27 protein-coding genes and 2 pseudogenes are annotated in these 24,704 nt (G+C 40.7%); 19 read left to right on the forward strand and 10 right to left on the reverse strand.

Going from position 1 to position 24,704, the window contains the following annotated elements; genetic code table 11:
- The 8 genes and pseudogenes from VB740_RS07340 to VB740_RS07375 form a co-directional block, all read right to left on the reverse strand.
- A pseudogene (locus VB740_RS07340) lies at positions 1-312 on the reverse strand (hypothetical protein); the annotation flags it as partial.
- Positions 242-1,510, reverse strand: a complete 1,269-nt coding sequence (locus VB740_RS07345) for a hypothetical protein (protein WP_323199386.1) — start codon at positions 1,508-1,510, stop codon at positions 242-244. The pseudogene VB740_RS07340 and the gene VB740_RS07345, both read right to left, overlap by 71 nt.
- Positions 1,497-2,582 (reverse strand): ATP-binding protein, encoded by a 1,086-nt coding sequence (locus VB740_RS07350; RefSeq protein WP_323199387.1) that lies wholly within the window; start codon positions 2,580-2,582, stop codon positions 1,497-1,499. The genes VB740_RS07345 and VB740_RS07350 overlap by 14 nt, the downstream gene beginning before the upstream one ends.
- Positions 2,583-2,722: 140 nt before the next feature.
- Complete coding sequence (locus VB740_RS07355) at positions 2,723-3,766, reverse strand: metal-dependent hydrolase (protein ID WP_323199388.1); 1,044 nt, start codon at positions 3,764-3,766, stop codon at positions 2,723-2,725.
- Complete coding sequence (locus VB740_RS07360) at positions 3,766-4,788, reverse strand: ATP-binding protein (RefSeq protein WP_323199389.1); 1,023 nt, start codon at positions 4,786-4,788, stop codon at positions 3,766-3,768. Before VB740_RS07360 ends, VB740_RS07355 begins: the two co-directional genes overlap by 1 nt.
- Before the next feature lie 11 nt (positions 4,789-4,799).
- On the reverse strand, positions 4,800-5,414 hold the full coding sequence (locus VB740_RS07365) for a hypothetical protein (protein ID WP_323199390.1): 615 nt from the start codon (positions 5,412-5,414) through the stop codon (positions 4,800-4,802).
- 113 nt (positions 5,415-5,527) lie between these two features.
- Positions 5,528-5,761 carry a hypothetical protein gene (locus tag VB740_RS07370; protein WP_104910280.1) on the reverse strand — a complete coding sequence of 78 codons (234 nt, stop codon included), beginning with the start codon at positions 5,759-5,761 and terminating at the stop codon, positions 5,528-5,530.
- Positions 5,762-5,975: 214 nt separating this feature from the next.
- A pseudogene (locus tag VB740_RS07375) lies at positions 5,976-6,168 on the reverse strand (stress response translation initiation inhibitor YciH); the annotation flags it as partial.
- Positions 6,169-6,251: 83 nt separating this feature from the next.
- Between VB740_RS07375 and VB740_RS07380 the strand changes: the two are divergent.
- The 4 genes from VB740_RS07380 (at position 6,252) to VB740_RS07395 (ending at position 8,010) form a co-directional block, all read left to right on the forward strand.
- Entirely contained in the window at positions 6,252-6,896 is a 645-nt protein-coding gene (locus VB740_RS07380) for an AAA family ATPase (protein WP_323199391.1), read from the forward strand.
- Positions 6,893-7,261, forward strand: a complete 369-nt coding sequence (locus VB740_RS07385) for a CopG family transcriptional regulator (protein ID WP_323199392.1) — start codon at positions 6,893-6,895, stop codon at positions 7,259-7,261. The genes VB740_RS07380 and VB740_RS07385 overlap by 4 nt, the downstream gene beginning before the upstream one ends.
- A 46-nt stretch (positions 7,262-7,307) precedes the next feature.
- Positions 7,308-7,529 (forward strand): hypothetical protein, encoded by a 222-nt coding sequence (locus VB740_RS07390; RefSeq protein WP_323199393.1) that lies wholly within the window; start codon positions 7,308-7,310, stop codon positions 7,527-7,529.
- A gap of 238 nt (positions 7,530-7,767) precedes the next feature.
- Positions 7,768-8,010 carry a hypothetical protein gene (locus VB740_RS07395; protein ID WP_323199394.1) on the forward strand — a complete coding sequence of 81 codons (243 nt, stop codon included), beginning with the start codon at positions 7,768-7,770 and terminating at the stop codon, positions 8,008-8,010.
- 180 nt (positions 8,011-8,190) lie between these two features.
- On the opposite strand, the gene VB740_RS07400 is transcribed toward VB740_RS07395, so the two are convergent.
- Positions 8,191-8,811, reverse strand: a complete 621-nt coding sequence (locus tag VB740_RS07400; RefSeq protein WP_323199395.1) for a hypothetical protein — start codon at positions 8,809-8,811, stop codon at positions 8,191-8,193.
- A gap of 13 nt (positions 8,812-8,824) precedes the next feature.
- Complete coding sequence (locus VB740_RS07405) at positions 8,825-9,352, reverse strand: transposase (protein WP_323199396.1); 528 nt, start codon at positions 9,350-9,352, stop codon at positions 8,825-8,827.
- A 145-nt stretch (positions 9,353-9,497) separates the two neighbouring features.
- Between VB740_RS07405 and VB740_RS07410 the strand changes: the two genes are divergently transcribed.
- From VB740_RS07410 to VB740_RS07480, 15 genes are all read left to right on the forward strand, one after another.
- Positions 9,498-9,716 carry a hypothetical protein gene (locus tag VB740_RS07410; protein WP_323199397.1) on the forward strand — a complete coding sequence of 73 codons (219 nt, stop codon included), beginning with the start codon at positions 9,498-9,500 and terminating at the stop codon, positions 9,714-9,716.
- Between the two features lie 235 nt (positions 9,717-9,951).
- Positions 9,952-10,431: a hypothetical protein gene (locus VB740_RS07415; protein WP_323199398.1), complete on the forward strand. Its 480-nt coding sequence runs from the start codon at positions 9,952-9,954 to the stop codon at positions 10,429-10,431.
- Positions 10,431-11,099, forward strand: coding sequence for a hypothetical protein (locus VB740_RS07420; RefSeq protein ID WP_323199399.1), 669 nt, complete (start codon positions 10,431-10,433; stop codon positions 11,097-11,099). Before VB740_RS07415 ends, VB740_RS07420 begins: the two co-directional genes overlap by 1 nt.
- A 180-nt stretch (positions 11,100-11,279) precedes the next feature.
- Positions 11,280-11,936 carry a hypothetical protein gene (locus VB740_RS07425; protein WP_323199400.1) on the forward strand — a complete coding sequence of 219 codons (657 nt, stop codon included), beginning with the start codon at positions 11,280-11,282 and terminating at the stop codon, positions 11,934-11,936.
- A 52-nt stretch (positions 11,937-11,988) separates the two neighbouring features.
- Positions 11,989-12,582 carry a hypothetical protein gene (locus VB740_RS07430; protein ID WP_323199401.1) on the forward strand — a complete coding sequence of 198 codons (594 nt, stop codon included), beginning with the start codon at positions 11,989-11,991 and terminating at the stop codon, positions 12,580-12,582.
- A 4-nt stretch (positions 12,583-12,586) separates the two neighbouring features.
- Entirely contained in the window at positions 12,587-14,206 is a 1,620-nt protein-coding gene (locus VB740_RS07435) for an ATP-binding protein (protein WP_323199402.1), read from the forward strand.
- A complete protein-coding gene (locus tag VB740_RS07440) occupies positions 14,134-14,517 on the forward strand; it encodes a hypothetical protein (RefSeq protein ID WP_323199403.1) in 384 nt (127 codons plus the stop codon). The genes VB740_RS07435 and VB740_RS07440 overlap by 73 nt, the downstream gene beginning before the upstream one ends.
- A 316-nt stretch (positions 14,518-14,833) precedes the next feature.
- Complete coding sequence (locus tag VB740_RS07445; protein ID WP_323199404.1) at positions 14,834-15,079, forward strand: hypothetical protein; 246 nt, start codon at positions 14,834-14,836, stop codon at positions 15,077-15,079.
- A 453-nt stretch (positions 15,080-15,532) separates the two neighbouring features.
- The gene (locus VB740_RS07450; protein ID WP_323199405.1) at positions 15,533-15,781 is read left to right on the forward strand and encodes a helix-turn-helix transcriptional regulator; all 249 of its coding nucleotides are present in this window, start codon (positions 15,533-15,535) and stop codon (positions 15,779-15,781) included.
- 55 nt (positions 15,782-15,836) lie between these two features.
- Positions 15,837-18,872 (forward strand): BPTD_3080 family restriction endonuclease, encoded by a 3,036-nt coding sequence (locus VB740_RS07455; protein WP_323199406.1) that lies wholly within the window; start codon positions 15,837-15,839, stop codon positions 18,870-18,872.
- A gap of 59 nt (positions 18,873-18,931) precedes the next feature.
- Complete coding sequence (locus VB740_RS07460) at positions 18,932-21,697, forward strand: site-specific DNA-methyltransferase (RefSeq protein WP_323199407.1); 2,766 nt, start codon at positions 18,932-18,934, stop codon at positions 21,695-21,697.
- Between the two features lie 95 nt (positions 21,698-21,792).
- Positions 21,793-22,365 carry a hypothetical protein gene (locus VB740_RS07465; protein WP_323199408.1) on the forward strand — a complete coding sequence of 191 codons (573 nt, stop codon included), beginning with the start codon at positions 21,793-21,795 and terminating at the stop codon, positions 22,363-22,365.
- A gap of 66 nt (positions 22,366-22,431) precedes the next feature.
- A complete protein-coding gene (locus VB740_RS07470) occupies positions 22,432-23,265 on the forward strand; it encodes a hypothetical protein (protein ID WP_323199409.1) in 834 nt (277 codons plus the stop codon).
- Between the two features lie 268 nt (positions 23,266-23,533).
- Positions 23,534-24,346, forward strand: a complete 813-nt coding sequence (locus tag VB740_RS07475) for an adenylate/guanylate cyclase domain-containing protein (RefSeq protein ID WP_323199410.1) — start codon at positions 23,534-23,536, stop codon at positions 24,344-24,346.
- Between the two features lie 122 nt (positions 24,347-24,468).
- Positions 24,469-24,681, forward strand: coding sequence for a hypothetical protein (locus VB740_RS07480; protein ID WP_323199411.1), 213 nt, complete (start codon positions 24,469-24,471; stop codon positions 24,679-24,681).
- The last annotated feature ends 23 nt before the right edge of the window (positions 24,682-24,704 follow it).

Consider the following 24,704-nt stretch of genomic DNA (forward strand, 5'->3'; position numbering starts at 1 on the left):
TCTGCCTTCTGCCTTCCCCCAACCGAGATCACCAAAAGTTGCCAAGAACCTATATCTTGTCCTAATGAGTTTTGAAGCATTTCGTGACCGTTTGGCAAAAATATCGTTCAAATCACAATCAGCATCCTGATCCGCCTGCTGTGCCTCTTCTGGCGATAAATCCTCTTGCGATCGCGTCTCCTCTTCCTGTGTCTCGTCCGGTGTCTCAGTATCATCTCCAGTGGTCGGGGGCGGCGGAGTTTTAGCGGGGGTTTTGGCTGGTGCTACTGGGATTTGAACTGGGGATGGTGACTGTGCTTGTACTTCCCCCATTCTTAGAGGAATTAGTACCAGCGCTAATAGTAATAGTTGTGGTGTATTTCCCATCCTTGCCAGTCCACGGTTTGATGCGCCTAATGTATCCGTTTCTAGGCGATCGCAACATCGGGATAAGTGCTAGTTTATCTTCAATATTAGTGAGTGAAATTGCCAACTGTGCTAGTTGATAATCCCTATCCCTGACAGATTGGGCATATTGTTGCTGCTGCCGCGAATATTCTTGCTGAGTTTGATTTTCCTGCTGTTGTCTACGTGCCTCATTCAGATTTGCATCATATTCTGTAAGCTGGCGACGATTTTGAGCAGCGATTAATTTGGACTCTGCAACCTCTAAATCAGACTGTGCCAATCTTACATTTATCTGTAACTGTTGTAATTCCTGTTGCTGATTAATTGCAGAAGCGTTGAGTTTGGCTTTGCTCTGGTCAAGCGCGGAGTTAGCCTGATCCATTTCCGATTGCAACTGCTTTAATTTGGCCTCTTCATGTTGCAGAATTTCAGTCGATAATTTCATATCCCGCATGGACTGAATCATCTGCTCTTGTTCTGCCACTTTTTGAGATGCAATTTGGAATCCGGCTTCAGCATTTTCAGATTCAGCCCTACGTTCTGGATTATCACTTTGTAATAGCTGTGTACGCGCCTCTAGAAGTGCCTCAGCCTGGGATAACTTCATTTTAGATTGTGCGATCGCAGCACTTTCTTCTGAGAAAATAGCCGGGGGTAATGGCTTTAATCCTAGCGCTTGGGTAGGTTTGAAGGGTTCGGGAATAGTTTTAGATTTTAAATTATCAATTTGCAATTTGACAGATTTTTTCTGTTTATCTAAGCGATCGCGTTCTGTAGAGTTATCAGAAATTACATCCCCTTTTTTAATTTCTTGACCAACTCGAACCTTTAGAAATGACGGATTATCAACGGATATGCTCATTCTTAGAGGACGGTTTTGTTGGAGGATTGAAATAGCAGAATCGTCTACTTCTGACGCTCGTGGACTCGCTAACGCTTCTCTACGAGAGGCTGCGCCAACGCTATCCTCTGCTATATCAGGTTTAGGAGTTTCAATAACAGCCTTATTGTTAGATTGTGCAACGGCTATTTTGTTCTGGGGATAATATTTAGCTGTAAAAATTAGTCCAGCTAGCCCAACGCAAAAATAAGTGGTTAAGTTATTGATATTAAATTCTTTCATAAAAAGGCTTTATTTTACATTTTTCTGCGTTGCTTCCCATCCTTACAAGTGCCTCTAGTGGTTGTAACTGGCTAACCAAGCCTTCAGCAAATCTAAAATCTTTAGCAATCTTCTTAACTTCAGTTTGATCTACTGCCAAAACAATTTTTGTTGAGCTATTCATGATTACGTCATCGCTCATATCTTTTCTTTTTTGAGAGCCTACTCCAGAACCTAACCCATATTTGCGACCATCCGCAAAGACTAAATTTAGTTGTTTTGAATCTTTTACTTCCTTACATTCATCAATAAACAAGTAACTTCTAGGAATTTTCCCCTCAATTTCTCCCATGATGCGGTGAGCATCCATTACTTGCTTGATAAGTACTTCTGCTGCGATCGCACCTAACCCCGGCACTTTACCCAATGCCGATAAATCAAACCTGATAATCTGATGATTAAGGGATGGCTGAGGGCGAGTAAATATCCCATATTCAAACATCGCCGCCAGCTTGAGCGCAAGTCTAGAAGATTCCTTACAACCACTCTTAATTCTGCTATTTATCTCTTCCCGCACATCGGCAAATGTTGGAGGTTCCAGCTTCCAGCTTTGTGGGTTATCTTGAATGATTCCACAGTGTTTGTAGCAAGTGGTCAGAATATCAATTATTAAGCCTTCCTGGTTCACGCCCATTGTGAGCGCTTTTTTGAGGATGGCTGCAACTGCGATCGCTTGCAGTGATGGCCCCCCGCCTTTGGTGTCAAGGTCAACTACTAAGGGATTGATACCATAAGGCGATTCCATATTAAGCGGGTAGCAAACCTCACCGGGAAGCTGTTGGTCGCCATGAAAATCAATCAGTATGCAGCGTACACTCGGATAGAAGCGAGTTAGTTCGTAGGCGATCGCTTTTAATGTCTGAGTTTTTCCACTGCCAGAAGCGCCAATAATGGCAATGTGGCCATTAGGTAAGTTCGCAGGGTTCCAGTAAACTTTGTCACCTAACAGAATACCGTCTGTTGCTGATTCTGTAGTACTTTTCTTGGATTGGTTAGGCTTTAAGGTAGCTGTTGGCAGTGGTTTAGGAGGCATCGGGTTATTAAATTAGGAGTAGGGAACGGGGATTTTAGATTTTAGATTTTAGATTTTGAAGTTAGACATTGGGCATTGGGCATTGGGCATAAGGTATAGGGGAGAAAGGGGAGTAGGGAGTAGGGAGCAGGGAATAGGGACTATTGACTACTGCTATTAATCACCCTCACTTGAAGTTGACCTGTGGCGAATTCCTCACCCAGCTTGCTTTGGACAATTGCAAGGGGTGCGGCTTCTAGGGTGATGCTGGTGTCAGTGGCCTTAATAACAGGGAATTGGTACGGGTCACGCGGTAAACCTGCGGTTTCCAACCCATCCACTGATAACTGACCAGAGATGAATACCATCGCACCAGCGCGGTTAAACTGTGCGATCGCACTCTCGATCGGTTCATCCTCCAGAGTCAAAGCCTCAATATTAGTAATAGCCGGGCGGCCCACATCGGCTGTGATTTCCTCTAAGAAAATCTGTGCATCGGGTTCGGTCGATGCCTTGTAAATCCGCCCGTCGTCGGACTGGACTAAAAAGCCAGTTCCCTGCACCTGGATAATTAGATATTGCCCGTTTATCTTAGAGCGATCGCCCGTCCGTACCCCTTTGATATTGGCTTTGATTAGGTGGGTACTGCCAGATTCATTGAAAATGTGCTGTACACCTGATGGAGAGGCAATCAGGCGATTGAACTGGGTTAAAATTCCGCCTGAGTTGTTGATGCTGAAAGTGCCGAGTGCGATCGCAATCAGCAATATAAGGATGAAGTACTCAGCATTACTGCCAGTTCTCAGCCGCAAATTACGATTTCCTGGACAGACACAACGCACCGGGGAAGGCCAGAACATTTCCACACCGCCACGAGTAAAAATGTCTGCAAACCATCCAAAAAAGTAGCCCACACTTAGGGCATGAGCGAGATTCAGGAGATTGGGATTAAATAGCGCTGCGGTGTAACCGGCAATTGCGATCGCTGCGCTGGCAACCAAGCTATGAGTGCAGCTGCGGTGTGGCATTCTGCTCTCAAAAAATCTACTTATCCACGGGAGGACACGGCCGGCGGGACTGGTGCTGATGTCGATATCTGGGAGAAGACCAGCGATCGCACCCACAGCAATCATCGTCGGGCTGGCGGTTCCAAGCAACAAGCTGGTAGCAGTGCCACTGATTAGTAAATGGCTGATTCCAAGCATTACCGTATCCTCCTGTCTTCGGGTGGCAGATTATACAGAAGGCGAGAAAGACCGAGGAAGACAGCCGCCGCGATACCTCCAAAAATGTACAAGGCTTGATCGCCAGTCCCAAGCCCAATAAAGCGCATTATCACAAAGGCGATTCCCGCCAGGAGTATTAAAGGGGTAATGTCAAAATAGCGGCGGTGGTCAGCGCCCTCAACGTCTAAACCTAAATATTCCTCATCCACTGCACGAGCCGCCAGCATGGGATTGCCCCCGGCGCGTTCTTGCAATTTAGATAATTCTGAAGGTTTAAGTGCGATCGCTCTTTCCGCCGCAGCAATAACCATAATCTCTCGAATTGCGTACTCTGGCAGGGGTTTGAGTTCGATTCTGGGAATGTTGATAAAGATGTCAGTTCGCGGGGGGTCTGTTGCCAAAAGGAGCATAGGCGCGTCACTTCGCCGCAACTGCTTAAGCCACATCCTAAATTTGGCATCGCAACAGTGAGCGTCATCGAGGACGAGGAAGGCTGTATTTTCCTCTAAGAAAGTGGCGATCGCCCTTTTGAGTTTGTCAGCAGTTAGTGATTTTCCCTCTAAATCCTCAGTGGGAATATCAAACTGGTGGGCAATTTCCAAGAGCATCTGCTTGGGTGTTGCAGGTTCAATGAAGGCCACTATGTAACCTTCATCTTGCAAATTTTCCACAACTGCACCAGCTAGTACAGATTTACCACTCCCATCTTCACCAGCAATGAGAATAGCACCATTAGCTTTAAGTGATGCTGTGGTGCGGTTGAGTTCAGCTTGTCGGTAAATTTTGAATTCCCCCGAAGTCGCCACAACGGGGGGAACCCCCGCAAGGCGCTTCTCTTCAGGCGTGGGTATCTCTTCTATTAATGGTGCTGGGTCTTGAGTCTCGTTCTTAGAGGAAAGTTTGAGTTTGGGAGCGATCGCTAATACCCCACCTATTGCCAAAGCTATAAGTGATAAGGGATTTAGCCCATTAACAGCAACAATCGCTCCAGTTGCCAGCATTCCCAAAAACTTCAAGCCGCGCTGATAGAACCCATTGCGGCGCTGATCAATGAGTCTGCGTAAGCGAAAGGGTCAATGCTTGGCATCTCTCCTGATTCCTTAATTTTTGCTTTTAACTCATCTGGCAATAGATTTGGATTTTCAATGAAGTGACGGGCAAGTACATTCTCTGCAATTAGCGTACCGGCTGCTTTACCTTGTGCAGATTGTACGATAGCCGCAATGTCATCAACTTGCCCTGAAGATTGCGATCGCTTCTGCTTAGGTGCGTAGTTAGATGTAGTAGATAGCTGCTGAGTTTCTGCCACTGCCAGAGTACTAGATGTTGGTTGCTGTTCTTCTTCAACTGGCCCGGATGGCTCCGGCACTGGGTAGCCTTCCATCCTTCCAGTAGTTTTGATGTGGTCGTGTAGTGCGTCCATCTGGGCTATCTGGTCAGCGTACAAGTAGGCTTTACCCGACACTTTCCAAGTCTTGATTTGTAGGTAGCGCATCCGGGCGTACAGTGGATCGCGCCCAATCTCATATTTTTTTTGTAATTCTAATATGGAAATTTTAGAAAAATTCTCTTCTTTTTGAGAATCTTCACCGTCAGCTTGGATGATATCGGGTTGAGTGTCTGCCATAAAAAGCGGATTGTACGCTAGTTTTTCCCTCTATTGTCAGGCATACAGTAGGGCATACAGTCTGGTGAAATCACGGGTTGTATTGTGAAGTTTCACCAGACTGTGACGCTTAACTAGTCCTTCGTATCTCTACGTAGTGTAGGAATTTGTTGGGTTGGCGGTAAAACTTGACACTGCTGTTCAATCGACTGATTTTGATTAATTGACTGATGCTGGCGTTGTTCAGTGCGAATAACGCCATAAACAGAACCTGCACCAAACAAGAAACTAAGCATTGCAACAACAGCCGCTTGGGGAATTGCAAGATCAGCTGATATGGAAAACCTAGACCTACGAGATTGTGCCATTATGGAATTAGCGCAATCTTAAAAGACTGCGGCGAAAGAGCAAAAACTTATTTGATACAACACCCTCATTCTGATTGCAGTCAGAATTTGGAAGAGCCTTTGAGCATACGTACTAGTAATACGTGTTTGCTCAAAGGTTCCTACTTCTACTATTACATTCCTTATGTGAGTTATCTCACCGTCTAAGATACGGTAAACCGCACTCATTAACCATTCTAATTTTGGCTTTGTAACTTAGTACTGTGCCTCTACCCATACCATATTGGGTTTTCAACTGTTTTACCAAATTTGCTAAGGTTTCTGGTTTGGCTTGAAAATCGTTAATCACAGTAACTATTTTACCTTTGTACTTTGAGATTTTGCTGTTGTGCAGGGAGTTCTGGAATTGGTCTTTCTGTGATGGCAGGTTATGAACGTAATCATTGTTAATGAGCAATATCCTGTGTAATACAGTCTATACTGAATGCAGTAATTAATGCAGTAATGCAGTATGTCAGTAATTGCCCTTGTCAATCAAAAAGGGGGCTGCTCAAAATCTACGTCTGCCGTTCATCTAGCGTGTTGGTTATCCCGCAAAGATCACAAAATCCACTTACTAGATGCTGATGCTCAACGTAGCAGCTCGATTTGGCTTAAGTCGATGGAGGATAGTAATATTCCCACAACTGTCTTGCAATCACCCGATGAACTCTTAGAGCAAATTCCAGAGTTAGCAACTCAATGCGATCATTTAATAATAGATGGCCCAGCCGGTTTGTCTGAAGCCAGCAGAGCAATATTATTTAGAGCCGATCTAGCTGTAGTTCCCTGTCAGCCCACAGGGTTAGATTTACAGTCAGCAAGTGACGCTGTGCGATTAATTAAACAAGCTCAGTCTGTGCGAGGTGGTGCGCCTCAAGCCGCTATATTCATCAGCCGTGCTGTGAAAGGGACAAAGTTACTGGGTGAAGCGATCGCACTTCTATCAAAAACCAAAGAAGCAACTGTACTAAAAACTGTGATTCACCAGAAACAAGCGATCGCAGATACTTTTGGTCAAGCTGCAACAATCTGGGATTTACCTGGCCGTCAAGCGGCAGAGTCAGCACGGGAGTATGAGCGGTTATTTAAAGAAATCCTGGGGATGTTGAAATGACTGGCAAAAAACGAAAGCCCCTCAATGATGCCCTAGCTCATGAGTTTGTTTATGGTGAATCAGCGCTACGGGAGAGTTTACCAAACCAGGAGACTGTAGACTCAGATACTCAAAGCGAGACTCAGCCAATACTAGAGCAGCAACCTATATTACCTGTATCACCTATATCCGCCCCGCAACCAGCTAAATTTAATCTCATGTCTGAACTTCAACAACCTTCCAAAGAGCCAACAGTTAGACTAACTGTTGATTTGCCTCAATCAACGCACCGTAAGTTATCTGTGCTGGCAGCCAAGACAAGTAGGAAAAAGGTTGAGATTGTGCGGCTTTTACTGGATGAAGCGCTCAAGGACGTAGAAGAGTAATGCAGTAATTGATGCAGTAATGCAGTATTTAAGTAAATAAGTATTTATGAGGCGATCTGGTTGTAATGACTGCGATCGCCTTTCGTCTTTTGCTGAACAGTTGGCAAGTTTTGTTAATGATAATAACTATACTTTGGCTCAAAAAATATTACGCGGTGTAGCACAGGCACAGGATGAGTTTAATGACAATGGCTTAAATGGTCGATTATTGGAAAGCGGAATATGCCTTCAAGACGTTCAATTTAACAAAAGTAGTGATTTTCTCTAATCCTAATGAGGGTTATAGCTTTAGTATCACACTGGTGGTCAGTTAAAGCCGGTTTGGTTGCCGCCAAACCAGCAGTCTATAAACGTTCATAGGAAAATGATAATGCTTAAACCTCAAAACTCTCACCATCGATCAACTGCCTTCATCATTGTTGGTGGGTTAGTTGCCCTAGCATCTCTTTGGGTTCTTGCCTCTTCTAGCTGCGGATCACTGAACCTTAAGCTATTGCCCTCAGTTGATGTACAACTCAAAAAGGAGGCTTGCTCAAAATAACTTAAAGTCTGAAGGCGATCGCAGTCCAACTAGATCGCCTTTTCCTCTAAGAAACTCATGGCTTTTCCCACTTCCTGATTCAGCCTGTGGTTCTGGTGCTGTTCTGGAAGGATCACTTTTTCTAGACTCAAAAGCAAAGGCGATCGCACAACCAAACCGCGATCGCCCTTTTCCTCTAGAAAAAATTACTACTTCTTACCTGTTCTAAGAAAGTAGGTAATAAAGATTTCAATGAACTATCTACCAAAATCTCCTTCTTTTTCACCTTCTGAAGGATAATTCTGGTTGTTGCACAAGCCTCATCAAATGAGCAATCAAGCTGGTCTTTAACCATAAAAACTAGCTTGGTCATCTCGTCTAAAACTTCAGTGCTATACATCTGTTCCTCTTAATTAAGTGCTGTGTTAATCGCATCCGTGATTTTTTGATGTTCCAAGTTTCTAACATACAGCGCCGCCGTTGTCCCAGCCTCCGCGATGATCGTGAACAGTGCGGGGGAGTCTGGTTTCGCCTTGGTTAGATATAACAAAACTTTGATTAAATTATCCTCTGGATTTTCCTTCTCAAGTTCTTTTAGAGCCTCGTAATTAGTTCTCGAAGCTAGCGCCAGTTGGTGATATTCAGTTTGGGGCGTGAGGAATCTTAAAATGTTTTGGATTGCATTGCCTACTGGATCACTGGACTCAAAAGCGATCGCATTTCCATCACTGATTTTATCTAAGGTCTTCACCTGCGCGTGGTCAGCAGCAGCGTTGGTCGCGGCGGATAAAAGCTTGCGTAGAGCAGGGTTGGTGCTTGTTGCACTGACCAGAAAACCCAGGCATTTACAGTAAAAATCCCTGAGATGACTGGCGTTAATTTTTTTAACTGCGATCGCATCACCCTTTTTGTATTGCTCTAATGCCTGACGTTGCCATTCATCAGTGGGTTCGCCCAATACCTCAAAAATCGCATTAACAGCTTGTTGAACTTTTAAGGGTGTTAATTCTGTAGATACTGCTTGCACCATTGTTTTGTTACTCCTAAATCCAGTTTTCAAAATTCTCAGCTTCTACCTGGGGCAAATAAAGCTTGTCCCAGTTTCGATCAAAATGCTCTTTCACGATTCTGGAGACAAAGCCAACAGCATTGTCTCTGTCATAGTGAATTGCAACTTTAAGTAGTGCTAGGTTTTGCGTTCCTAGCGTTATGTAGTTGATGCCACGCCTAATTAGCTCAGAACTAGGAGGCAAAACAACATCTTTTAATGGGTTCTCTGGGATGTCCTTAAGCTCATGCCGATATGGGGGTAAAGCTTCAACCCCCTGCAAAACAATAATTTCCGCCCATTCTCTAAAGGAGATTTCCCGTTTGTCGGCATCAAATCTAGCCAGCTTTAAATAGTAGTCTCTGTTTCGCGCTATCCACCCCCTTGTAAATTGGGTGACTAGAGTTTTTTCAGTATCACCCGAAACTTCCCTGAAAGTGTCTATCCTCTCCGCGTCTTGCGGGGAGACGTAGTAGTAAGACAACAGATATTTATGGGCCATTGAGCTTTCTTGTTCATCCATCTTTATTATAAATGTTGGATGTTTTATTAGAATTGTGGCACGTTTTCTTAAATTTGTTATATTCTCAGAATAAATATATCCCCGGCGCTGGCACGTCGGGGACTTATCGCCCACCGTAGGATTCGGCTACAGGAGCAAAACTATTATGAGTGCAGAAGAACAAAAACGCGAGTACGTTCTGAATGCGATCGCAAGTTACCCCAGTCAGGCACAAGCAGCGATCGCACTTGGGACGTGTCCCAGAGTTGTTTCTCAGTGGAATACCAATAAATCCACACCCAGAGAATTAGCAGTGAGAGTTGTACAGCTGCTACAAGTACTTAAAGAGGCAGGGATTGAGCCGCCCCCACCAATAGCTTTTTAATTTCAAGCTTATAGATTTTAATCATTGCCCCTCTAGATGGAGGGGTTTTTAATTGAGTTATAGGTTTTTTGCACCAAAACCTAATGCTTGTAATTGTTGCAGGTATTAGGAAAACTTTAGTTATTGGGAGCATTCATTAAGCTTGATAACTAGAAAATTTACTGCAAAAACTTAGCTTTATGCGTGAAACATTAATTATTTTGGTGTCAAAAATTAGTAGTTTTACTGCAAAATTTTGCAAATATTTGATGCAAGAGGTGAGAAAATGGTATGCACTTTACAAAGACCAGTAGACAGGGAGTTAAGACAAGTTTACGAAGCTTTTATAGATGACAGGATTGGCGATACTACCTGGCGAACGCTGAAAAAATTCCTTGTAAAATCCGGTTTAGAGCTTAATGCAAATAACTTACATGAGTATGCAACGTTAAGAAAAAGCTACCCGAAACTGTCATTAACACCGCTAGAGTTTAGAGTTTTGTTAGCAGCAGTTGATAATGCTAAAAATTTAATTCCTAATTTGATAACGGGTGAAGAATTTATCAGGTTGCTAATTGCTCAAAATATCAGGCCAGATATTTCAACTATTTATAGATGGTTCAAACAAGCTGGCTCTAAATATAACAAACTCACACTCTACTCTAGTGAAGTCATATTTGCGGTTATTTACCGCGCCATTGTTTGGAAATTTATCAGTGAAAGGAAGGAAAGATAATGACTTTAGCAGCAGGAACTAGAAAAGTTTACAATCGTTTCTACAGAAACAAAGCTACTGGCGGATCTTACGCTCCAACTCCATCCCAGATTGAAGAGTACTTTGTATCTCAAGGATTTGATGCTAATAGTTTAACTGATGAGCAATTTAATCAGACTATTAATCACTTTTCTAAAGGTGAATTATCAACTGTTGGTCAAGATTCTGAAGAGATACCTAGTGGCAAATCTGAAGCGATGCCTACGGCGGGCTACGCCTACGCACCCCCAGAAAGTAATCAAATAGTTGTGTCTAATGCTGATAAGCAAGCATTAGTTAGCAGTCAATCATTAGCATTAGGTTTTACTCTAACCGAAGAGGAAACAATAGCTGTAGCTGACAGTATTGATAATGTTTTTGGTGATTATTCATCATTTATAAGCAGTGTTACCAATGCCATTAAAGGTTACATTGCTCATAAATTTGACAGTATTGAAAATGACTTAGAAAATAGCACTACTGAAGTTAGAGAATATTTAACTAAACGTACCAATCAGTTAAATCAAAAGGTTTCTAACTTTGCCGATAATGTAAAAGCAATTCAAACCGATACTGAGGTAATTAGAAAGAACCTCAAAAACTCAGAAATTGCTGTCCTGGCTCGGTTTCGCGGCTTCGCCAACACATAAAAATGATGCTTTAGCACGGTTATTCTTTGGAATAATCGCGCTAACATCCTTATTATTTGCCCTTTCGGGAATTTCTCAAGCTTATCAACACTATCATTTACCTTCAATAATTGAGGAACGGCTACAAGAGAAGAAATTGATTGATTATTGTCCCTTATCTATTCCAATGGAGAAATGCTAATGGTTAAAGCCAAATATATTAAAGACCATGTAACAGGTTATGGTAAAGATGTTAGCCGTGCCACTAGAAATAAATTTGATATTTCTAATCAACTAATTGTTAAGGCTGCTCTAGGTGATGAAAAGTCTCTTACCCAAATTGCTGATATGGGTAAACTAGGTGAACGCTTGCAGATGTCCTTACCTACTATTAAAGACCACCTTAAAAATTACATTCAGGGTAATACTCAGTATAATCAAACTCTCTCTGAGCTTTACAAAGAAGGTGGCAAAGGAGCATTAGCAATTGATAAAGCGGCCTCAGACTTAACGCTAGAAAATACCAAGTTTAATAACTTGCTAGAGGAATACAAAGAGCGCCTGTTTATCTCTTTAGAGGCTGAAGAGGACAGACATCTCGACCAAATGGACACAATCAAATTACAAGCCTGGGTTGATAGTCAAATGAAAGAAATTGACTATAAGGTGCAAATGGAGAATATATCTAATAAACCTTATATCGCCCAGTTAAAAGCGGATGAAGACTATGAAAATAAGAAAATTCAGCACATTTTACAGAATGGAAGCGAGAGTGATTTAACTCTGATTCCTCGAAAGCAATACATTACTAATCCACTTAGTAGGATGTGGCAAAGTATCCGTGATTTCTTCAGCTAATTGACAAAAAGCCCCCTACGCGGCAAGGGGGGCAAAATATTTGGTAATTATTATGACTCAAATTCCATACACAGACTTTGATGATAGTGAACCAGCACCTCAAAGTAACTATCCAGTAGAAACAGACGACAGTTTCACACCTGATCAGATAGAAGAAATCAATAATTACAAGGAAAGAGCCGACAAGAAAATTGCTAAGAATGAATCTATTCTTAGAGGATTAGAAACATTTTTCTGGGGCATTAGTAGTTATTCGCTTTGTAAATGGCTGGTTTTGAATCTTGGCTCAGGTGGAATTAATCTAGCGATCGCACTTGCATTAGTGGTAAATCAAATAGTAAATCGTGATTGCTTAGATAGTTTTAATTTAAATAATAAAAACGGACAATGGGAAGTCGATGGTATGGGTAAGTTATTTAAATTTCTATTTGGAGTATTAGCAAGTATTTTTGTAGTTTGGTCATCTACTGGCAAGTTAATTGGTATGATTAACGATTCTAAAACCACTTACTATACCTTCAATAACGCTGTGGAGGAATTTAATAGCTTACCTACAAAGCAACAAGAAGAATGGATGAAGGGGGCTGTTGTTGGTGCTGGATTAGTAGCATTAGTATTTATTGGTATTGGGGTAAACAAGAGGTGAAGTTGTGAAGAAAGCTTTACCTATTCTTACAGTATTGGGGGTGATTAGTTCATTGACATCAGCATTTTATTTGGGGCAGATAAATGAATTTAGCTTTAACCAAGTAACAGTACAGTTTTGCCCTAAAACTGCAAATATTAATCAACCTAATGCCAAAGAATCACAGGGACGGCTAGATTTAAAATACTGTCGGTATCGTCGCAGGTTGCTAAAGGAAGTGTGGGAGAGTGAGCAGTATAGAGCAGCTATTCCACTATCTGAAGAGTCATTTATTGTTCAAGAGTATAGAGGCGATAATTCAGGTGGAATTTGGCTGTTACTCGCTCCATTCCTAGCTGGCAGCGCATACTTAGCATGGTCTAATAAATGCCAGATTGATTATGATAAAAAATTTAAACAGTTAGAAGATTTAAAAACTTACTATAAATTGGCTACTATATCAGCTAGAAACGAGAGGGATTTTAAAGCTACTGCTATCAATCAAAAATGGGATGGTCAGCGTGTTAATGCTGGTCAAATTTCAGTTGATGCTGTTCAAGATAAGTTAAGAAGACAATCAGAAGTTCAAGACCGCACTCATACTTCTACACTCAAACAATTTGATTTAAACGATAGTCGAATCAATAAACAGATTGCTGAGGATGAATTAGCCGCATCTAAGGCCGATCAAGAAAAAATTAATATATTAAATGGTGATACTAGTAAGAATAATAAAACTTCAAAAGATACTAAATCAACCAAACTTGAATTAGATTCTACATATCAGTGGATTTATAAACTGTTGAAGTTGCCATTTAGAGTTTTAAGTGGTGAACAAGGTTCTGGTAAATCTACACTTGAACGGCTAATGATCCGGCTGCTCAAGGATGACGGCTGGCACATCGTAATCATAAATCCCGAAACTAACCCTGATATTTGGTCAGGGGTTCAAGTGCTGGCCGATGTTGATGAGATAAACGAATTTTTTGAGCAATTCCCGACTGCGATCGCAGACCGTCAACAACAATGCAGAAAACTAGGGATTGACGAGGATGATTATCTAGACTACATCAAAGACAAAAGTGGCTTAGAGGGCAAGGTAGCTGTGTTTTTGATGGAAGCTAACACTTATGAGGTTCATGGTGTAGATCCTGATTTGTGGGCTGATTCCCTTAAACAATCGTTAACCAATATTAGAAAATGGGGCTATACAGTTTGTCTCACTGCTCATTCAGATAACCAGACCAGTATTGCCAGCAGATTGCAGGGATTCTCGAAGCTTATCGATTCTTCACCCAGAGTCGATTGTGTAGCGAAGGCTGGGGTAAATGGTGAGGCTACCAGTAGCGGTAAAGCATGGCTGAAAATGAAGGGCTTAAGTGATAAAAACCCTGTAGAAGTTGATTTATACAACTATCCAAAAAGTAAAAACTTTGGTGATGAACCATTAGCACAACCACCCCCATCTGCAACTAAACAAGAAGCAACAGCCACTAGTGGAGATTGGCATGAGGAGATAAAGAAATGGGTAAGCGAAGTGGGAAGGCCATCATCAGTAAACGTGAAAGCAAAGTGGGAATCACTCACAGGACACATTCTCAACGACGAGGGGCTAAGAGAACTAATGAAATATCTGGATCTTTAAATTGGAATGCTCGTTATGGAGATATTAAGAAATACAAAAAACAATGTGCGATCGCTCATAAATCTGTCAAAGGTTTATGCTGTGTCTGCCTCGTTTGCCCTTCAGAGCAATTGCATCATGCTAAATATGGGAATGATAATATTGGTGTAACTGTATTTCCGGTTTGTTTAGATTGCCATGATAATGTATGTCACTCATCTATTAATTGGATTAAAGATAAGCAAAATCCACTTTGGAATAATCAAAACACCCCTGAATTTATTGAACGTCTAGAGATTGGCTACAAGCTTTTATATGGGGGAATTGAGTAATATTATGATATTAGAGTTGCTAATTAAAAATCTATTAAGAATTTTACCAGATGATACACTCTGCTTGCTTCATGAAGAATGTTTCGATGAAATGAGAAAAAGAAAATTTATTATTTATGAAGATGAAGTAAATCAATCTGGGCAGAATTAAATTAGCAGCGTTGGCGATAGCCTTGTCGTAGACATCGCTGTTTGCACTATTAATAGTATCCTCTAATAAAGTAAGAAAATGATTTGTTTTATTTGTAATCTTGAAAGAGATAGTGTCTTTTTGGACGAACCCGATCATGTATGCTCTATTTGTGGTTGTCCTTATATGAAAAAATCAAAAATTCCAACAGAACATAATCATGAAATAGGTTATGCAAATAATTATCATCTTCAAAGCATAACTCCCGCAGAACATATTTCTATTTGTCCAGGACAGGAAATATATTCTGGTTCAATGTATGTAAATGTAAGCGGCGAAATTTGCACCACATATAAATATCCATATCAATATAAAGAAGAAAGCCCATGCTTATATGATGGAACAAGATATGTTGGCAAAAATAAGAAGTAATTAACGATGCCTACGCTATTCCTCAGTTTTCCTCTAAAAAAATATGAAAGTACGAACGATAACAGCAACATTTAAATACTGCAATTCAGGTACTCAAGAAGTTAAAACAGTTAACTGTTTATTTACTGATAGAAATGAAAAGTATGAACTGACAAAGGTTTTTGTAGTTGAATTTGGACATGAAGTATTATTTTCAAAGGATGATAATACATTCTTAGTTAATGACTAGTTGTAGCGCGATCGCCCTTCAGTTCTGGGAGAAGTTGAGACTAGCGTACTCCTCTAGCAACTCTTCCAGCATTACTTAAGAAATTGCTCTTATTAAAGTAAAAATTTTTATAACTAAAAAAATATTCCGCGTATATACGGATGGTACTCTGCTTGATCATGATTAATATGTAACAAATCATATAGCACTTGCTACTTAAGCAAGTGAATCAAGTTTGAAAGTAAATGACTATCAAAAAACCCTTGGCTATCAAACAGCCAGAGGTGGGGCAGATCATTCATGATCTGCGGCTTGCCTCTGGGCTAACGCAAGAACAGCTTGCAGCCCAGTTGGGTGTGACATATAGCACAATCAACCGTTGGGAAAATGGACGCTCTAAACCGTCGCCGATGGCGATGAAACTTATTGAGCAGAAGCTTGATGAGATGGGCACTCAGGGTCAGGATTTGCTGGCTAAGTATTTACAAAATTAGTTGTGCTTAATATTACTATCAGCACCAATATTGAAAGTTTAGGAGAAATATATCGGTGAAGCAAGTCGTTATTGAAAACCCCATTATCAATTCAGCATTTGCCGAACCTCAAAAACATTTCCGTTTTGATGACGATGGCATTACTAGCGACATTGTTGATACTAGGCGCAAAAGTCATTATTTCATTCCCATTGCTAAACCTAAAAAGCAGGATAAGCAGCTTGAGCTTGACTTAGGACTATGGACGCAAGACCGAATAGAGGAAAACAAGGATATTAACGATATCCGCGATCGCGTTTCATTATGGCGGCGTGGTGGTTATCGTAGTGCAGTCAATATCACTCCCATAACACGGCGATTATTAGAACATTGGACAAATCCAGATCGAGAAAGGAAACTGTTTTTTTGTCAAATAGAGGCTTTAGAAACAGTTATTTATATTACTGAGGTTGCTGAGAAGTCTGGAGATACTTGGATTAAAAATAAGCTTAACCAGTTTAAAGAGGACGCTAACCCGTTGCTATTTCGTCAAGCGTTGAAGATGGCGACAGGTAGCGGAAAAACCGTCGTGATGTCAATGCTGATTGCTTGGCATTCCCTCAATAAAATTGCTAATCCTCAGCGTCGAGAATTTAGTGACACGTTTTTAGTAGTTGCGCCAGGGATTACAATCCGCGATCGCTTGCGTGTGTTGTTGCCCAATGATCCAGAAAACTATTACAAAAAGTTAGACTTAGTACCCTCAGATTTATTTGCAGAATTAGAGAAAGCCAAAATAGTAATTACCAACTATCATGCTTTCAAACTCAAGGAGCATACCAATGCTGCTGCATTAACTAAAAGCATTCTGAGGCAAGGCAAGGAAAGCCCATTTACTGAAACCCCATCTCAGATGGTTAATCGGGTATGTCGAGGACTGGGGACTAAGAAAAATATTATTGTTATTAATGATGAAGCACACCACTGTTACCGTCGTCGTGTTGGTGGTGATGAAGAAAAATATAAAGGAGATGATTTAAAGGAAGCGAAAAAAAATGAAGAGGAAGCGAGAGTTTGGATTTCAGGCTTAGAAGCTATTCAACAGAAATTAGGGATAAAGGTAGTTTATGACCTCTCAGCTACTCCATTTTTCTTAAAAGGTTCAGGCTATAAGGAAGGGACTTTATTTCCTTGGGTTGTATCCGATTTCTCGCTAATTGATGCTATTGAATCTGGTATTGTCAAAATCCCTCGTGTGCCTGTATCTGATGACAGCATGAAGGGAGAATTACCTACTTATCGCAACATTTGGACGCTAATTCGTGACCATCTGCCCAAGAAAGGGAGGGGTTCTAAAGAAAATGTCCCCTCAACTCCAGAACCAAAACTACCCAAGGAATTAGAAGGTGCGCTGCGGACGCTGTACAGCAACTACGAGAAGAATTACAAAGCCTGGGAGCAAAATTCTGAGGCACAAGCCAAGGGACTCACACCACCAGTTTTTATCGTAGTCTGCAACAATACCAGCGTCTCAAAGATGGTTTATGACTATATCTGCGGTTGGGATACTGGTAGAACTTACCCCGATGGCAGACCTGTTTTAACCCCTGGTCAGTTATCGGTGTTTAGCAATGTCAAAGATGGTAACTGGGCATCTCGACCTAACACAATTCTGATTGACAGTGAGCAGTTAGAGTCTGGGGAAAGCATGACTGCTGAGTTTAAGCAACTGGCAGCACGGGAGATAGAAGAGTTTAAAACTGAGTACCGAAATAGATATCCAGGTCAAGACCCAGACAAAATCAGTAATGAAGACCTGTTGCGAGAAGTATTAAATACAGTAGGTAAAGCTGGCAAGTTGGGTGAACATATTCGTTGTGTTGTCTCTGTTTCCATGCTGACTGAAGGTTGGGATGCCAATACAGTTACCCACATCTTGGGAGTGAGGGCATTTGGTACTCAGCTTTTGTGCGAACAGGTAGTAGGAAGGGGTTTAAGACGCATCAGCTATACCAGCAATGACCAAGGGATGTTTGAGCCGGAGTATGCCGAAGTCTATGGTATTCCCTTTGCCTTTATTCCCTGTGCTGGTTCAAACAAGACACCAAAACCGGGGTTACTGCCTACTCGTGTACGCTCACTTCCAGAAAGGATTGATTGTGAAATTACTTTCCCGAAGTTGTTAGGCTATCGTTACGAAGTCAGCAGCAAAAAACTGACACCAGATTTTAGTAAACCTGGCTGTCACTATTCCCTATCTACGGCTGACTTACCCAGTAGCACAACAGTTGCCCCTATCATTGGTCAGTCTAATATTCATACCCTTGATGACCTGCGATCGCAACGTGAACAAGAAGTAGTTTTCTTGCTAGCGAAATTTACCTTAGAAAAATATTTTCGATGCAGTGAGTTTGAGTCAGAAGTCCAGGCTTGGTTATTTCCCCAAGTGTTGCAGATAGCAAAGCGATGGATAAAAGAATGCGTCACCTACAAATCTGGGACATATCCTCAAATGCTACTGCTAAATGAGTATGCCCATGATGCCTCAGATTATATCTATCAGGCAATAGTTGCTGGCGAAAGTGAAAAATCTCTTAAACCCATATTGCGGCCTTATGACCCAATGGGTTCAACAAGTTATGTAGACTTCAGTACAGCCCGTCCTGTTTATGTCACTAACCCTATGAAATGTCATATTTCCCATGTGGTTGCTGACACCAACAGTTGGGAACAAAAGATGACACAGGTGTTAGAAGACATGGATGAAGTAGTTTGTTATGTCAAAAATCAGGGACTCGGTTTCTTGATTCCCTATACCTTAAATGGTGAACAAAAGAACTATATGCCTGACTTCATTGCAAGGATAAATGATGGGCAGGGTGATTTATCAAATTTGATTGTTGAGGTATCAGGAGAAGCCAGAAAAGATAAAGCAGCGAAAGTTGCTACAACCCAAAATCTTTGGATACCAGCGATAAATCAACATGGTGGTTTTGGTAGGTGGAACTTTATCGAAATCACTGACCCTTGGGATGCAGAAGATAGTATTCGGAATTTTATTAGTCATGGTTATGCTAAACCATCACTTCTCCAGAACCTTCAAGCAGCCTAGTTAGTGATTGCTAATAATTTTTCAAGTCTGTAATTAATTAATGGTTAGAGTTGTGAACTATGTCTAAAAAAACTCCAATTGGTACTGTTAAACATAAAGATAAAAGAGCGAATATCCCTACAGAAGAACTGCGTGGTTTTTTATCTGACCAAGAGAAAGAGCAAAAACCTTTACTCTACCCTCGTGACACAGCTTTAGACCCTCAGTTAGTTTGGAAAGATAAAGATAAACAAGACAGCCAAGATTTAGAAGTTCCTGCTCTACCAATTTATATTCAAGAAAAGATTCATCCCCAAGCCATTATTGAAAATTTCCGCACTCAGGCTAAAAAGGAACAGCCTGAACAGTTGAGTTTATTTGGTGACTTCAATGGATTAGCTTTTGAGAAGCTAATTGATTTTTATCAACATAAGGAAGGGGTGAGTTGGACTAACCGCATGATTCTTGGTGACTCACTGCTTGTGATGGGTTCCTTGGCTGAGAAGGAAGGGCTAAAAGGCAAGGTGCAAATGATATACCTAGACCCCCCCTATGGCATTAAGTTTGGGTCAAATTGGCAGGTATCAACCAGAAAGCGGGATGTTAAGGATGGTAAAGCTGAGGAAGTAACCAGACAGCCTGAGCAGGTGAAGGCGTTTCGGGATACTTGGGAGTTGGGGATACATTCTTATCTGGCTTATCTCCGCGATCGGTTGGTTGTAGCGAGGGAGTTATTGACTGAAACTGGTAGTGTTTTTGTCCAGATTGGGGATGACAATGTGCATCTAGTGAGGTGTTTATTAGATGAAATTTTTGGCAGTGAGAATTTCATTGCTCAAATTAACTATAAAAGTATGAGTGCATTAAGCCAGAGTGGATTAGCTTCAGTGTATGATTATATTTTATGGTACGGTAAAAATAAAGAGAAAATCAAGTATAGACCAATTTTTACGGAACAAGATATTTCTGAAGATAAAGAATATCGCCTCATAAATGAAGACTCATCTGATGGTTACAGAAGAATAAAGGAAGATGAGTTTAAAGTATTATCAAAAAATAATATTTTTCAAATATTTAGACGTTCTGTTTTAACCTCGTCAGGATTCACGCAATCATGTACTTTTGACTTTAATTTTAGAGGATTCAAATGTAAACCTTTCGGTAAGAAAAGCTGGAGAACAACCCTAGAAGGTATTCAAAGGTTAATTTTGGCAAATAGAGTTTTCATTTTAGGCAACAATCCTTATTTTAAGCAATTTCACTTAGATTTTCCACTTATACAACTAGATAATAGTTGGAGAGATACTGCGTATGCAGCAGATAGAGTTTATGTAGTTCAGACTTCACCAAAAGTGATTGAACGTTGTCTTCTAATGACTACAGATCCAGGCGACTTAGTTTTAGATCCTACTATGGGTAGTGCTAGTACGGCATACGTTGCCGAGCAATGGGGTAGGCGCTGGATTACAATTGACACCAGCCGTGTAGCTTTAGCCCTTGCAAAAACTCGCTTAATGTCAGCACAATTCCCCTACTTTTTATTAGCTGACTCACCAGAAGGCATTAAAAAAGAAGCAGAAATTACCGGACAACTCCCAGGAGCCAATATTAAAACAGAAGAGGACATCAAAAAAGGCTTTGTCTACAAGCGCGTTCCTCATATCACATTAGGAGCGATCGCTAACAACCCAGAAATCGACACTATCCACGACAAGTGGCAGCAACAACTAGAAACCATTCGCACGCAGTTAAACCAACTCCTCAAAAAATCCTGGGAAGAGTGGGAAATCCCCCGCGAACCTCAAGATAAATGGTCACAGGAAGCAAAAGACTTATTGCAAGAGTGGTCGAAGCTCAGACAGCAGCGCCAGCAGGAAATTGACGCATCTATTGCCCGTAACGCTGATTATGAAACACTCTATGACCAACCCTATGAAGATAAGAAACGTTTGCGGGTAACTGGCCCCTTTACTGTAGAAAGTCTTTCGCCTCACCGTGTCCTTGCTGCCGACGATGAACGACCTGCCTCAGAAGCTGAAGGCACTCAACACGCCTCTGACCAATTTGAAATCAGAATTATTGAGAACTTAAGGAGAGCGGGTGTTCAGAACACTAAAAAAGATGAACGCCTCAAATTGGACTCCCTTGAACCTCATCCTGGTATTTGGATACAAGCAGAGGGAGAATACACTGATAAAGACGGCAAAGTGAAACGGGTTGCAGTTTCTATTGGCCCCGAATATGGCACTGTTGGTTCAGACCACATTAAGGACGCTGCGAAAGAAGCTGTGCAAGGTCTAGGGTATGACCTGCTGGTTGTCTGCGGTTTTACCTTTGACCCTGGTGTTTCGGAAGAATCAAAACGCTACGGTAAGCTGCAAGTTTTGATAACGCGGATGAACACTGATTTGCTTCTGGGTGATGAACTGCTCAAAAAAACCGGAGCAGGCAACTTGTTTATGGTGTTTGGGGAACCAGATGTTGAGATTAAACAAGATAAAGGTAAGCTCACCGCCATTCTGCATGGTCTAGATATTTATGACCCCACCACTGGCGAAATCCGCAGTAGTTCAACCAATGACATTGCCTGTTGGTTCATTGACACCAACTATAATGGCGAAAGCTTTTTTGTCCGTCATGCCTACTTCACCGGAGCAGATCAACCCTATGAGAAACTCAAGAAAACTCTGAAAGCTGAGGTTGATGAAGATGCGTGGTCAGACCTCTACTCCACTACCAGCCGTCCCTTTGACCCGCCGCAAACCAAAGACGGTAAGCCTGGGAAGATTGCTGTTAAGGTAATTAACCACTATGGCGATGAGGTGCTGAAGGTTTATCAGATGTAGTAGTGTGCGATGCCTACGGCTGCAAGCTACGCAGTTCGTCTGGTTGATGTTTTCGGCAATGATGCGAGTTTGATGATTGACGTGAGGTAATTGCTGTGGATGAAGTAACAGAGAAGTTAACGAAAATATTTCAGATAGTAAATGATTGGTTAAAGTTCGCAGAAGCAAAAAATGCTGTCCTTCTTGGTTTTTCTGGAGCCGGTATGGCAGCAACATTAGCTTACTTAAGTGCAGCATCAAATATACCTAAATCCATATATATAGGTTTTCTAACAACTACATCTTTTTTATGTCTTTGCTCATTGGTTTGCTCATTATCTTTTTTACCCAAAACCAATCTTGAGTATATTGTATGGAAGAAAAGTAAACCCCAGGTAAATTATAAATTTAGAATAAGTGATAATGATAATTTTTATTATTTTGGACACTTATTTAAATACAAAACATCTGAACTGATTGATGCAATTAACAGACTATATTTTGAAGGTCAAATCAGCAATGTTCAAAAAAAAGAATATTTCGATTTATCCAATCAAATTATTGTCAACTCAGAAATTACTTATCTTAAATTTAAATTATTTTCATTTGCATTATACATATTGATTGGAGCAATAATTTCTATTCCAATCTGCTTAGTTTTAAGCCTAATTATTTATCACTCAATTTGATAACAGTACGCCATATTATACAAATAATAAACTAACTAATTCAACAAATTATAGAGAATTTCAAATATGCTAGACAATCTTTTTTTTAGAGAGGATTCAGAATCGGAAGGCAGATTACTGCCTACCATTGAAAATATTATTTCGAGTGAGGTTGATTACTTCAAACAAGCAGTATCCATAACATTAAGGTCAAAGATTCCAGATACTAGCCAAATTCCCATTGAAAATCCAATATATTGGTTTAAGATTCCTAACGTTATATGCTGCTTTGTTGATATGGAAGGTTCAACAAAGTTAAGTGCGAATTTACATGATAAAAGTACTGCTAAAGCTTACAGATTATTCACAGAAACAGCAATTAGAATTTTTTCAAAATTTGGTTCTCCATATATTGATATAAAAGGCGATGGAGTATTTGCTTTATTTGACTACGATCAGCCTTACACTGCTATGGCAGCAACAATTTCATTTAAAACTTTCGTGGCAGAGTATTTTACTCCAATGATTAAAGAAAAAACTAGCCAGACAATAGGAGGGCATTTTGGCATTGATCAAAAAACAGTTTTAGTAAGAAAGTTTGGTCTTAAACGCTATCAAGGTAGGACAGATAGACAAAATGAGGTATGGGCTGGCAAGCCCATTAATATGGCCGCAAAGTTAGCCAGCTTATCTACAAATAACAGATTGTGGGTATCTGATAGATACTTTAAAAATATAAAAGATGAAAAAGCTATTTATTCATGTGGATGTCCAGATGGCACAAAATTTTTACTTTGGCAAGAAGAAGATTTAGCTTCCGATAGTCGTTTTGATTTTAATACTGCTTATAGTCTAGGCAGTAACTGGTGCGAAAAACATGGAAAATCCTTTTGTGCAAATTTGGTCAAACTAGACAAATAAAATATAAAACGATGTCTTACTTGGCTACAATCGGTTTACTACAAAATTCTAGGTTGGTGCATAAATATAGCAAGTTAAATTCTTATAAAAAAGTCGTTTTCAAGGTGTTAATAATAGATTTTACTAATGAAAATAATATTAAAAGTAATTTGTAAAAAGAGCAATCAATGAATGTTAAAGAATCTAACGTAAAGGTTGTTAGTGGTGATGTAATTTTAACTGATGTAAAAAAATACGACAAAAACTAGTGCCGATAAGTATAAATAAAATGGTTTACTATCGCTACAATTCTTTAGAAGATTATTTAATTTCTAACCCTCTTACAATAGACGCTCAATTAGATGACGGTTGGGGTGCCAAGTTTCCTATTAAAGGAAGAGAGATAGAAGCCACTATTCTATATTCTGATATTTCATACTTTTCAGCGAGAACCCTAGAACTAAGCTCAACGGAAATATTAATATTTGTTAACAATTTTTTCGCATGGATTACTGCTGAAGCACTGCAAGGAACACACGGGATTGTTGACAAATATATAGGAGATGAAATTATGATCGTCTTCTCAAAAGAATTTGGTTCTGAAGATCCTTTTAAAGAGGCAGTTCAAGCAGCTAGATGGATGAGTGAGCATGACGCACTTAGTTTCTGCCCTCACATTGGAATTGCTAGCGGTAAAGTCACAGTTGGATATGTCGGTACACCTTTAAAATATAGCTGTTCAGTATTTGGAATACCTCTCACTTTTGCAAATAGATGTACATCAGTGAAACCTCAAACTGAAATTCCAGTTTCTAGTAGTATTGTTTTTCTAGCTAAAGAATGGGAAGGTAGAAATTTTGAGGAGGTTATTCCGCCAAGAAAAATTAAATTCAGAGATGGCAAAGTGCAAGAAATGCCACAAATTTGGCAGTTATTGGAGCCAAGAACAGAAGCTTTAAAAAATATTGGAAACTTTGAAATTCAAGAACTTGTAAATACGTCTATTCACTTGCCAATGCAATCAATGGAAGAACGAGCTAGAAATGCATTAGAGATGTTGCGTCAAGCAGGGCTTTATAGAACTCATACCATTTCTCTATGAAGTTGAGCTTAATTCCTAACTTGCGATCGCCCATCAGAATTTACCAGTCGTGTTGAGACAGCATTAGGTAAAGTGGCAGCAAAAGTACTTTAATTGGTAACAGAGCGATCGCACCCCCCACCATGACTGAAACCCACGACCTCGGCATGACCGATACTGAGTATGCCCAGCTACTAGCCCAAGGCTACGACCCCAACCTAGAACACCAGTTGATAGAGCTTGGCGAAAACCCAGACCAAGCTAGGCAGTTAGCCCGAATAGTGGGACTGACCAAAGACAAACCACCACAGACTGATCAGGAGTGGGAAGAATTTATGGCAGTTTGGGGGGATTAGTTCTGGGGGAAAGTGGGCGATCG

The sequence above is a fragment of the Nostoc sp. UHCC 0251 genome, from assembly GCF_034932245.1.
Classification (GTDB): Bacteria; Cyanobacteriota; Cyanobacteriia; order Cyanobacteriales; family Nostocaceae; genus Nostoc.

Bases quoted from the DNA above. Each gene is read 5' to 3' on its own strand.
- VB740_RS07410 (WP_323199397.1), top strand. From the start codon at position 9,498: ATGAGTGCAGAAGAACAAAAACGCGAGTACGTTCTGAATGCGATCGCA.
- VB740_RS07350 (WP_323199387.1), bottom strand. From the start codon at position 2,582: ATGCCTCCTAAACCACTGCCAACAGCTACCTTAAAGCCTAACCAATCC.
- VB740_RS07470 (WP_323199409.1), top strand. From the start codon at position 22,432: ATGCTAGACAATCTTTTTTTTAGAGAGGATTCAGAATCGGAAGGCAGA.
- VB740_RS07400 (WP_323199395.1), bottom strand. From the start codon at position 8,811: ATGGTGCAAGCAGTATCTACAGAATTAACACCCTTAAAAGTTCAACAA.
- VB740_RS07425 (WP_323199400.1), top strand. From the start codon at position 11,280: ATGGTTAAAGCCAAATATATTAAAGACCATGTAACAGGTTATGGTAAA.
- VB740_RS07390 (WP_323199393.1), top strand. From the start codon at position 7,308: ATGAGGCGATCTGGTTGTAATGACTGCGATCGCCTTTCGTCTTTTGCT.
- VB740_RS07445 (WP_323199404.1), top strand. From the start codon at position 14,834: ATGAAAAAATCAAAAATTCCAACAGAACATAATCATGAAATAGGTTAT.
- VB740_RS07355 (WP_323199388.1), bottom strand. From the start codon at position 3,766: ATGCTTGGAATCAGCCATTTACTAATCAGTGGCACTGCTACCAGCTTG.
- VB740_RS07460 (WP_323199407.1), top strand. From the start codon at position 18,932: ATGTCTAAAAAAACTCCAATTGGTACTGTTAAACATAAAGATAAAAGA.
- VB740_RS07385 (WP_323199392.1), top strand. From the start codon at position 6,893: ATGACTGGCAAAAAACGAAAGCCCCTCAATGATGCCCTAGCTCATGAG.
- VB740_RS07430 (WP_323199401.1), top strand. From the start codon at position 11,989: ATGACTCAAATTCCATACACAGACTTTGATGATAGTGAACCAGCACCT.
- VB740_RS07370 (WP_104910280.1), bottom strand. From the start codon at position 5,761: ATGGCACAATCTCGTAGGTCTAGGTTTTCCATATCAGCTGATCTTGCA.
- VB740_RS07365 (WP_323199390.1), bottom strand. From the start codon at position 5,414: ATGGCAGACACTCAACCCGATATCATCCAAGCTGACGGTGAAGATTCT.
- VB740_RS07380 (WP_323199391.1), top strand. From the start codon at position 6,252: ATGTCAGTAATTGCCCTTGTCAATCAAAAAGGGGGCTGCTCAAAATCT.
- VB740_RS07405 (WP_323199396.1), bottom strand. From the start codon at position 9,352: ATGGATGAACAAGAAAGCTCAATGGCCCATAAATATCTGTTGTCTTAC.
- VB740_RS07345 (WP_323199386.1), bottom strand. From the start codon at position 1,510: ATGAAAGAATTTAATATCAATAACTTAACCACTTATTTTTGCGTTGGG.
- VB740_RS07475 (WP_323199410.1), top strand. From the start codon at position 23,534: ATGGTTTACTATCGCTACAATTCTTTAGAAGATTATTTAATTTCTAAC.
- VB740_RS07450 (WP_323199405.1), top strand. From the start codon at position 15,533: ATGACTATCAAAAAACCCTTGGCTATCAAACAGCCAGAGGTGGGGCAG.
- VB740_RS07360 (WP_323199389.1), bottom strand. From the start codon at position 4,788: ATGCTGGCAACTGGAGCGATTGTTGCTGTTAATGGGCTAAATCCCTTA.
- VB740_RS07395 (WP_323199394.1), top strand. From the start codon at position 7,768: ATGTACAACTCAAAAAGGAGGCTTGCTCAAAATAACTTAAAGTCTGAA.
- VB740_RS07420 (WP_323199399.1), top strand. From the start codon at position 10,431: ATGACTTTAGCAGCAGGAACTAGAAAAGTTTACAATCGTTTCTACAGA.
- VB740_RS07480 (WP_323199411.1), top strand. From the start codon at position 24,469: ATGACTGAAACCCACGACCTCGGCATGACCGATACTGAGTATGCCCAG.